This window comes from Rhodococcus mengyinensis (genome assembly GCF_048381435.1).
Classification (GTDB): domain Bacteria; phylum Actinomycetota; class Actinomycetes; order Mycobacteriales; family Mycobacteriaceae; genus Rhodococcus_F; species Rhodococcus_F opacus_D.
The window spans coordinates 44,249-53,618 of sequence record NZ_JBLWIT010000071.1 but is presented as its reverse complement, the minus strand read 5'-3'; the positions used below and the strand labels follow the sequence as shown (position 1 = coordinate 53,618).

Genomic DNA, 9,370 nt, shown 5'->3' with positions numbered 1-9,370 from the left:
TCGATCTCGACGCGGCAGTCGCCGGCGATGCCGACGACGAGCGTCGTGCGCGCCGGGTACGGGCCTTCGCCGAAGACCTCGGTGTACGCGGTCCAGAACTCCTTGCGATACGAATCGTCGGCCAGGTAACACGTCGTCTTCACCACGTCCCCGAGCGTGCAGCCGACAGTCTCGAGGATCCCCTGGATCTCCTCCAGCGCGATCTTCGTCTCGTTCGCGACGGTGTCGGCCTCCGGCTTACGCGCCAGCGTCTCCAGATCCAGCGCCATGCCGCCGCAGAACACGTAGTCCTTGGTCGCCACACCCGGATTCATTCCGAATCGAGGGTAGGGAAGGTTGCCTGGGTTGAGGTATTCCGTCATGAGTATTCCTTCTGTGGGATCCGGTGGATCAGTTCGCGGCGACAGCCGTGGAATCGAGTGTGCGGAGTTCCGGCATGCACTCGCTGGCGAAGAGTTTCAGGGATCTGTCGATGTCGTCGTGTGCGATGCCCGGCACGCCCATCTGCAACAGCCAGTTCTGGATCCCGTGCGACTTCGTCATCCGCGTCATCTTCTCGAGCACGGTGTCCGGCGAACCGATGAAGAGGTGATCACGATCGAACATGAGATCCCAGGGGGCCATCGCCTTGTACTTGGGATCGTTCGGGTCCTCGTCGGCGTCGAGGAAGACCCCGATACCGCGAACCCGGCAGATAAGCTCGAAGAACTCCACCACCGCCGGCTCAGCGATGCGACGCGCCTCCTCGTCCGTGTCCGCGACGTATGCCATGCGCAGCACGCCCACATCCTCGCCGAGTGCCGGGGTGACGCCGGTGACCTTGGCCCGCTCGTCACGGTAGAGCTCGCAGAGGTTGTGGAGAACCTGACCAGTGGGGTACCAGGTGATCGGCTGCATACCCTTCTGAGCGGCGCGCCGGAAGCCCTCGACAGTCTCGGTGACCGCGAACAGCGGCGGCATCGGCTGCTGGTACGGCTGCGGAGTGATCCCGAACGCTTGAAGTATGCCGTCATCGCCGACCCAGCCTTCCGGATCGGGCGCACCGGGCGAGTGGATGAACTTCGTCCCCGGCTCCGGGAATGTGTAGCGCGGCCCCTTCCAACTGAACTGGCGGTCGGTCCAGATCCCCTTCACGATCGCGAGGTTTTCGTCGAAGATCCCGTAACTGTTCTCGCTGCCGTTCCAGCGGTTTGCCTCGGGATTGAGGTTCATCACCTCGATCGGCAGAATTCCCCGACCGAACGCCACATCGAGACGACCGTCACTGAAGTGGTCCAGGATGGAGAGATCCTCCGCCACCCTCAGTGGATGCCACAGGGTCAGCGATACCGCCGCCATCCCGAAACGGATGCGGCTCGTCCGAGCGGCCAGATCCGTCGCCAGCATGATCGGATTCGGGCTCGCATCGGTCCCGTCGACATCGAAGTGATGCTCCCCCAACCAAATACGGTCATATCCGAGCTGGTCCGCCATCACGGCATGTCGCCGCGTCGCCTCCAGCACCTCATGCCAGGACAACTCGCCCGAACGATTCGTCAACGCATACAGCAAATCCAGTTTCATACTTCACTCCAAGTCTCTGTGGCCGACCGCCGCTCCCGACGAGAACGACCGTCGTTTCTTCAACCGGTTTTCGAGGGCCGACGTCACACCGCACCCTTCCGTGACGACCATCACACGAGGGTCCCTGCGGGCCGGCCCCGATGCCAGCGGGAAACTACCTATCCACTACCTGTGCACTACGTATCTGCCATGACCGCCTTCAGCCATGGCTGCGACCTCCGCAGCACGGCAATACCTGTCCCGTGACATATGCCGCCTGGTCGGAGCCCAACCAAGCGACGGCTTCGGCGATATCGATGGGCCTGCCCGGGCGTTGCAGCGGAATGCGCGAGATGATGCGGTCACGCACCCTCGCGGGTACCGCGTCGGTCATGTCGGTGGCGATGAAGCCCGGTGCCACGGCGTTGACGCGCAAGCGCGGCGCGTGGCTCAACGCCAGTGACCGGGTCAGACCGACTACGCCGCCCTTGGAGATGGCGTAGTTGAACTGGCCGACGTTGCCGAGGTATGCGCGTGAGCTGATATTGACCACCGCGCCACCATCGACGATCTCGTCGGCCAGTTCGGACGTCAACTCGAAGGTCGCGCCGAGGTTGATTCGATTGACGAGTCGGAAGTTCGGTTCGGTCATGTCGCCGATCAGAGCATCGCGCGTGATACCGGCGTTGTTCACCAGCAAGGTCGGCTGCCCCTCTTCGGACCGTATCGCGGAGCGAATCTGCGCACGGCCCTCCGGATCGGCGATGTCGGCCTTTACTGGCGTGGCATCGATCGATGCCGCGCTGTCCCCGACCGTCGGATCCACGTCTACCAGGACCAGGCGGTAGCCGTCCTTCGTCAGGCGCCGGGCAATTTCGAAGCCGATACCCCGGGCCGCGCCTGTGACCACTGCAATCTTCATGGCAGAGCTGCTCCTAAATGTTCGTCGCCGAGTACGAAGGCTTGACCGTTGGCCCCGCGAGTGGCGACGAGGAGATCCACCGCGTCGGCAACCGACTTCGGTTCCACATCGTCGGCCACGGCGACGACCGTCGAGTAGCCGTTGTGTTTTCGGCGCTCGAGCGCGAGTGCGCGTGCGCCGCTGAGTAGGCCGGCTGCGACAGCCGCGTCCAGCGGTTCGGTTCGTCCCAGCAGTGCGGCCGAGGGCACGACGTAGACCACTGCACCACCGGCCGCGACTGTCTCCCGGGTCATGTCGAACGCCTGAGCCAGTTCGTCCTCGGTCTCCGCCCATTCACGAAGACCGGTCCGTGCGACGAATACGAGACCGTCACGGGGGTCTTTTCCCGCAGGGCCGGCGCCGGTCAACACCTCATTGAGTTGCGGGTCGTCCGCGCGGACCCTCATACCTTCGCCTCCCGCTTCACCAATGCCACCATTTCTCCTTCTTGTACGACGACATCGTGCTGGTTGAGAACCTGCACGTACTGGACCATGACGCCACGGTCAGGCTTCGACGTAGGAGTCAGCTCCACGACCTCGTTGGCCGCGCGGATCGTGTCGCCGATGAGCACCGGACGCACGAAGCGCCAGCGACGGATCTCGGCGAACGCCACCAGGGTGTCGTCGAAGATTCCGAGCCGGCCCCGAAGGCCTGTCACGATCGACAGAACGAGCGCTCCGTGAGCGATCCGTTCGCCGAACTGACTCTCGCGCATAGTCTGCGCATCAGTGTGCAGAGTGTGAAAATCACCGGACACTCCGGCGAAGTTGACCACGTCCGCCTCCGTCACAGTGCGACGCGGAGTCTCGAACGTCATTCCGATTTCCACGTCGTCGAACCACAGTCCGGCCATGGGACACCTTTCGAGAATTCATTTGCGGAACTCCGACTCGAGGCAGTTTGCCGAGCGGCTACCGTTCACGGAAACTTAGTACCGCCCGGTCGGTACGTCAAGCATTAAGATGCACTCGCCTGGACGATCCCGGTACCTACGCCGAATTACTTACCAGCATTGCGTATATCGCCCACTTTTGCCATAGTGCGTAATCACGACATACGGCGATCAGCCTCTCGTCCAACATTCCAACCGGTTTGCAGACGCACACGCTGGCACCGGGACGCAACGTGACGCAACACCCGAAACCGACTCAGCCACAACCGAAGGGATTCTCCAATGAGAGATCCGCGACTGGTTCCGCCCATAGCGTCGGACCCACACGACATGGACGACTTACGCGCCGAAGTCCGGCAATTCGTCGACGCCCAGTTCGCTGATGGGCGCATCACTCCGCGGATCGACAGCTGGCTCACCGGCTGGCACGAGGACTTCTCGCGCACACTCGCCGACCGGGGATGGGTCGGCATGACGATCCCAATCGAGTACGGTGGCCATGGTCGCAGCCACCTCGAACGTTTCGTCGTCACTGAGGAACTCCTCGCTGCAGGCGCCCCGGTCGCCGCGCACTGGATCGCCGACCGCCAGATTGCACCGTCACTCCTCCTGTACGGCACCGAATTTCAAAAACGGAAGTACCTACCCGAGATCGCCCGCGGCGAGTGCTACTTCGCCATCGGCATGAGCGAACCCGACTCCGGATCCGACCTCGCCAGCGTCCGCACCAAAGCCACCCGCGTCGACGACGGCTGGGTCCTCAGCGGCACCAAGGTCTGGACGTCCGGCGCCCACCATGCCCATGCATTCATCTGCCTCGCCCGCACGACCCCCGTCGACCCCGCACATCGGCACGATGGACTGAGCCAGTTCATCGTCGATTTGCGGTCCCCGCGCGTCGACATCCGGCCCATCGTCTCGATGCACGGTGGGCACCATTTCAACGAAGTCATCCTCAACGACGTCTTCGTCTCCGACGACATGGTCTTCGGCACCATCGGCAGCGGTTGGCAGCAGGTCACCTCGGAACTGAGCTTCGAACGCAGCGGACCCGAACGCTTCCTGTCCACATTTCCTCTCCTCGCCGACACCGCGGAACAGATGCGGACAGGGGCAGTATCCCGACACCCCGACCTAGGCCGGTATCTCGCCCGAACAATGGGGCTGCACCAGATGTCCACCGCGGTCGCCGGAGCCCTCGGACGCCACGAACCCGCCGACGTCGCCGCGGCCGTCGTCAAAGTCCTCGGAACTACCACCGAAGGCGACATCGCCGATTTTGCCGACGTCATCACCGGTGACACCGGTCCGACCCCCCGTCGCTACCGGGCAATGATCGATGACGCCGCCGCCCAACGCCCCGGATTCACCCTTCGTGGCGGCACCAACGAAGTTCTGCGCGGCGTGATCGCGCGGGGATTGGGAATGCGCTGATGACGACACCGACCACTGTCGACCCCGATCTTGTGGAAATGATGTCTGCGGTCTTCGTCGCTTACCGCGACCAGAAGGAACCTGACGCCGGTACCGCTACGTGGGACCCGATCCTCTGGTCCCACCTCACCGATCTCGGCCTGACCCGCCTCACCGGACCAGAGGAATCCGACGGCAGCGGAGCCGGATGGCTCGAAGCCGCGGAACTGCTCCGCGCCGCCGCGGCCAACGGCGTCCGAATCCCGCTGGCCGAACACGACCTGCTCGCCGGCTGGCTGCTCGATACCGCCGGGCTTCCCGCAGACGACGCCCGCCGCACCGTCTGCCTGCTCGATCACACCGGAACTGCCCACCGGGTGCCCTGGGCCGCCCAATCCGACAAGATCGTCACGGTCTGGCGCGACACCCACACGTACGTTGTCGCTGACATCGAGACGAACATGCTCACCATCACGCCGGAGGCCAACATCGCCGGCGAACCCAGAGACACCGTCACCATCGACAGCGCCCACTCGGGCACTCCGATAGCTGACGCGGTCGTCGACCAACTACTCCTGCGTGGCGCACTGATCCGAGCCGTGCAGACGAGCGCCGCCCTCGATCGCATCCTCGACCTGTCGATCACCCACACCACCGAGCGCACGCAGTTCGGGCGGCCCCTCGCGAAGTTTCAGTCCGTCCAGAACCTCGTCGCCGACATCGCCGCCGAAGCCGCACTCGCGCGGGCCGCCACCGAAGCCGCCCTGAACGAAGCCGTCCGCACCGATTGGTCCGCAACGAACCTCGACGTCCTTGTCGCCGTTGCCCGCTCCTGCACAGGGCACGCCGCCTCTACCGTCGTCCGCAATGCCCACCAGGTACACGGAGCGATCGGCACCACCCGCGAGCACCGCCTGCACGAGTTCACCCAACCTGCCCTCGCGTGGCGCTCCGAGTTCGGCTCCCTCCACCACTGGGACGACATGCTCACCACCGCATCCATCACGGCAGGCCGACAGAATCTGTGGTGCCTCGTCACCGCATAGTCTTCCGGCCGCCAATGACCAACGAATTGAGTAGTGCCGAATGACATTCGCACTTGCACAGAGAATTACGGAAGTCTTTCGCGTTCTCGCGCACACTCGTGTAGCCGCGCGAGAGTTCGAGTTCTGGACTGCCATGACCAGCCCGGCTTCCTCACCTGAGCCGAGAAGACCGGTCGACGCCTTTGGCGGCCTCGACACGAGAGACAGCGACGGCCCCAGAAAGGAAGACGCCCGATGAGTGACTGCCAGGACTTACCCCGCGAAGCACGCGAACTCATCACCCTCGCTCGGCAATGGATTCCCTATGGCAGGGTTCCCGCAGAGCTTGTCTTCCAGACATTCGGAATCACCGAGCACCAGTTCGTCGACAGGCTATGGGCAGTAATGCAGGATACTCGCTGCGATCCGCATCTCGTCCGTGCGCTTTCCTCCACCTATCCGCGCCGGCGGTCCCACTGGGCAGCACCCACAACGCGCGGTAGCTCACCGGTCTGAGCAGACACCGCCCCACATACCGCCGATCCGCACTGTTCGAGGCAGCTGCAGCACCACGCGGCACTTTGTCCACACGGACGCCGCCGTCACGGCCGCCGCCGCAGCCCAGCCGGCGTGGGCCGCCCTCCCCGCACCGGCCCGGGGCGCCATCCTCATGATGGCGGCGAATCTGCTGCAGGAACGTGGTTCCGTTGTGGCCGCGGACCTCGTCCGGGAAGAAGGCAAGACCCTCGCCGAAGCCCGCGGCAAAGTCACGCGCGCCGTGGACGTGTCGCGGTTCTTCGGTTCCCTCGGGTGGGCGGCCACCGGCGAGGTGCTCCCCAGCGGACTGCCCGGAACCAGCGTCACCACCCGCCGCGGACCCCTCGGCGTCTTCACGCTCATCACGCCGTGGAACTTTCCCATCGCCATCCCCGCGTGGAAGACCGCCCCCGCACTCGTCTCGGGCAACACGGTGGTGTTCATGCCCGCCGAACTCACACCCCTGTCCGCAACGCACCTTGCCCGCGCCCTCCACGACGCCGGTCTCCCCGCCGGTGTCTTCAACGTGGTCCACGGCAAAGGACGGGTGGTGGGTGATGCCCTTGCCCGCGATCCCCGCGTCGCGGGGCTGTCCTTCACCGGCTCGACCTCCGTCGGGTTGGGACTGCAGGACATCCTGAACGCCCGCCGAGCCCGGGTACAGCTGGAGATGGGCGGCAAGAACGGGGAACTGGTGCTCGACGACGCCCGGAATGCCGCACAGGTCGTGGCCGCCGGGGCGTTCGGCCTGACCGGGCAGGCCTGTACGGCGACGTCCCGCGTGTACGTCACACCCGGAATCCGCGATGCGTTCCTCGATGCGCTGGTCGAGGAAGCTGCTCGGTACGTTCCGGGTGACGGTTCGGCGGACACGATCCGCATGGGCGCGGTGGTGAGCAGCGCGCAGTTCGAGCAGGACCAGGCCGCGGTGCGCTCCGCAGTCGGGCGCAGGCGCAACACTGCGACACGGGGATTACGCCGGCGACTCGTCCGCCGGGTTCTTCTTCCCGGCCACCGTGCTCACCGATCTGCCGCTCGACGATCCGGCGGTCACGGACGAGATCTTCGGCCCGGTCGTCGCCGTCCTGGAGGTCGCCGACTACGAGGCCGGGCTCGCCGCCGTCAACGACTCCCGCTACGGACTCACCGCGGGAATCTGCACCGACAGCCTCGCCCGCTAGACGGACTTCGCGGCCCGGGCGCAGGCCGGCGTCGTCAAGATCAACCGCCCGACCGCCGGGCTCGACCTGAATGTGCCGTTCGGCGGAGGGAACGATTCGTCCACGAACACGTTCCGGGAGCAGGGTCGCAGCGCGGTGGATTTCTACACCTGGGGGAAGACCGTGTACACGGGCGTCTGATCCGACGGCATCCGTGAGCGTGTGGGAGGGCCGTCCCATACGCCCTGTTGGACATTTGTGCATGTGGCGGAAAGCGTGACTGTGCTGTAGAACATAAACAGCGAGACCGGTTTGTGATATGAACCACATCTAAACGTTACTTTGCGACACCACTACACAGACATGAACAACAGTTCCGGGGGGAGCGGATCCGCGCAGGTGGATTCGGGTTCGGGAACGGTAAGGACACCACATGCTGTTGCCGATGGCACCGACCGATTCACTGTTTCTGCTCGGCGAATCCCGCGAGCATCCGATGCACGTCGGCGGCCTGGCGGTGTTCATGCCGCCCGAGGGGGCGTCGGCGGCCGATGTGCGCGCGATGTTCGATGCCGCGCTGGTCGGTGACCAGGTGGCGGTGCCGTTCCGTAAGCGGGCCCGCCGTTCGGTGACGTCGCTCGGCCAGTGGGGCTGGGACACCCTCCCGCACCACGAGGTCGACCTGGAACACCACGTGCGCCGGGACGCCCTGCCTCAGCCGGGCGGAATGGCCGAACTGATGACCCTGGTGTCGAGGCTGCACGGCACCCTGCTCGACCGCAGCCGCCCCCTGTGGGAGATGCACCTGATCGAGGGCCTCGCCGACGGCCGCTACGCGATCTACACCAAGATCCACCACGCCCTCGCTGACGGTGCATCCGCGATGAGGCTGCTCCGCGACAGCATGAGCGAGGACCCGCATCGTCGGAACATGCCCACACCGTGGCAACCCCGCAACCCGCTGACGGCCGTGCCGGACGCGGGCGTCGCGGTTTCGGGTGGGCTCGGCTCGGCACTGCCCGCGATGGCGTGGGACGCCGCCCGCGCCGCGGTCGGCGAGGTGGCCGGACTCCTGCCCGCAGCGGTCGGCACCGTGGATCGCGCCCTGCACGGCAAGGGTGGTGCGGTGTCGCTGACCGCACCGCACACCCTGTTCAACGTGCCGATCAGCGGAGCCCGGCACGTCGCCGCCCGGTCCTTCCCCCTCGAACGGATCCGCCTGCTGGCCAAGCACGCCGACGCCACCATCAACGACATCGTGCTGACGATGTGCGCGGGCACCCTCCGTGCCTATCTGCACACCCGCGACGCGTTACCGGACAATCCGCTGATCGCGATGGTCCCCGTCTCCCTCCGCGCGCCGAATACCGGGGCCGGAGGCAATCGGGTGGGAGTGCTCATGTGCAACCTGGCCACCCACCTCCCCGACCCCGCGCACCGCCTCGAGACCGTGCGCAACTGCATGAACGAGGGCAAGGCGGCCCTCCAGGCGATGAGTCCCGCCCAGGTGCTCGCGATGAGCGCCCTCGGCGCCGCCCCGCTCGGAGTCGAGATGTTCCTCGGCCGCCGCGGCCCGCTGCGGCCACCGTTCAACGTCGTCATCTCCAACGTCGCCGGCCCCCGAACCCCGTTGTACTGGAACGGGGCCCGGCTCGAATCCCTCTACCCGCTCTCCATCCCCACCACCGGGCAGGCACTCAACATCACGTGCACCAGCAGCGACGACCAGATCGTCTTCGGCCTCACCGGTTGCCGCCGCACCGTCCCGGATCTGCACCCCATGCTCGATCAGCTCGACGCCGAACTCGATCTCCTCGAGACCGCCGTCGGACTGTGA

Annotated in this window: 9 protein-coding genes; 4 read left to right on the top strand and 5 right to left on the bottom strand. The window is 65.5% G+C overall.

The genetic code is table 11. The features are described from left to right. The 5 genes from ACNJ7E_RS14120 to ACNJ7E_RS14100 form a co-directional block, all read right to left on the bottom strand. Positions 1-362, bottom strand: a 362-nt coding sequence (locus ACNJ7E_RS14120) for a RidA family protein (RefSeq protein WP_418340165.1), incomplete at its 3' end; no start/stop codon positions are given. 28 nt (positions 363-390) lie between these two features. Beyond that, entirely contained in the window at positions 391-1,563 is a 1,173-nt protein-coding gene (locus ACNJ7E_RS14115; RefSeq protein ID WP_009475740.1) for an LLM class flavin-dependent oxidoreductase, read from the bottom strand. Between the two features lie 199 nt (positions 1,564-1,762). After that, positions 1,763-2,464 (bottom strand): SDR family oxidoreductase, encoded by a 702-nt coding sequence (locus tag ACNJ7E_RS14110; protein WP_009475742.1) that lies wholly within the window; start codon positions 2,462-2,464, stop codon positions 1,763-1,765. Then, on the bottom strand, positions 2,461-2,910 hold the full coding sequence (locus tag ACNJ7E_RS14105; protein ID WP_009475743.1) for a hypothetical protein: 450 nt from the start codon (positions 2,908-2,910) through the stop codon (positions 2,461-2,463). Before ACNJ7E_RS14105 ends, ACNJ7E_RS14110 begins: the two co-directional genes overlap by 4 nt. Further along, positions 2,907-3,359 carry a MaoC/PaaZ C-terminal domain-containing protein gene (locus ACNJ7E_RS14100; protein ID WP_418340164.1) on the bottom strand — a complete coding sequence of 151 codons (453 nt, stop codon included), beginning with the start codon at positions 3,357-3,359 and terminating at the stop codon, positions 2,907-2,909. The genes ACNJ7E_RS14105 and ACNJ7E_RS14100 overlap by 4 nt, the downstream gene beginning before the upstream one ends. Positions 3,360-3,680: 321 nt before the next feature. Between ACNJ7E_RS14100 and ACNJ7E_RS14095 the strand changes: the two genes are divergently transcribed. The 4 genes from ACNJ7E_RS14095 to ACNJ7E_RS14075 all read left to right on the top strand — a co-directional run bounded on the left by ACNJ7E_RS14095 (position 3,681) and on the right by ACNJ7E_RS14075 (position 9,370). Beyond that, positions 3,681-4,832, top strand: a complete 1,152-nt coding sequence (locus ACNJ7E_RS14095; protein ID WP_280779746.1) for an acyl-CoA dehydrogenase family protein — start codon at positions 3,681-3,683, stop codon at positions 4,830-4,832. Continuing rightward, positions 4,832-5,857, top strand: a complete 1,026-nt coding sequence (locus tag ACNJ7E_RS14090; RefSeq protein ID WP_418340163.1) for an acyl-CoA dehydrogenase family protein — start codon at positions 4,832-4,834, stop codon at positions 5,855-5,857. Before ACNJ7E_RS14095 ends, ACNJ7E_RS14090 begins: the two co-directional genes overlap by 1 nt. A 418-nt stretch (positions 5,858-6,275) precedes the next feature. Next, on the top strand, positions 6,276-7,751 hold the full coding sequence (locus ACNJ7E_RS14085) for an aldehyde dehydrogenase family protein (RefSeq protein WP_489686835.1): 1,476 nt from the start codon (positions 6,276-6,278) through the stop codon (positions 7,749-7,751). Positions 7,752-7,966: 215 nt separating this feature from the next. Beyond that, on the top strand, positions 7,967-9,370 hold the full coding sequence (locus tag ACNJ7E_RS14075) for a WS/DGAT/MGAT family O-acyltransferase (protein WP_418340162.1): 1,404 nt from the start codon (positions 7,967-7,969) through the stop codon (positions 9,368-9,370).

What these genes read in the sequence shown, in the direction of transcription:
- ACNJ7E_RS14115 (WP_009475740.1), bottom strand. Translation starts at nt 1,563, where the DNA reads ATGAAACTGGATTTGCTGTATGCGTTGACGAATCGTTCGGGCGAGTTG.
- ACNJ7E_RS14110 (WP_009475742.1), bottom strand. Translation starts at nt 2,464, where the DNA reads ATGAAGATTGCAGTGGTCACAGGCGCGGCCCGGGGTATCGGCTTCGAA.
- ACNJ7E_RS14105 (WP_009475743.1), bottom strand. Translation starts at nt 2,910, where the DNA reads ATGAGGGTCCGCGCGGACGACCCGCAACTCAATGAGGTGTTGACCGGC.
- ACNJ7E_RS14100 (WP_418340164.1), bottom strand. Translation starts at nt 3,359, where the DNA reads ATGGCCGGACTGTGGTTCGACGACGTGGAAATCGGAATGACGTTCGAG.
- ACNJ7E_RS14095 (WP_280779746.1), top strand. Translation starts at nt 3,681, where the DNA reads ATGAGAGATCCGCGACTGGTTCCGCCCATAGCGTCGGACCCACACGAC.
- ACNJ7E_RS14090 (WP_418340163.1), top strand. Translation starts at nt 4,832, where the DNA reads ATGACGACACCGACCACTGTCGACCCCGATCTTGTGGAAATGATGTCT.
- ACNJ7E_RS14075 (WP_418340162.1), top strand. Translation starts at nt 7,967, where the DNA reads ATGCTGTTGCCGATGGCACCGACCGATTCACTGTTTCTGCTCGGCGAA.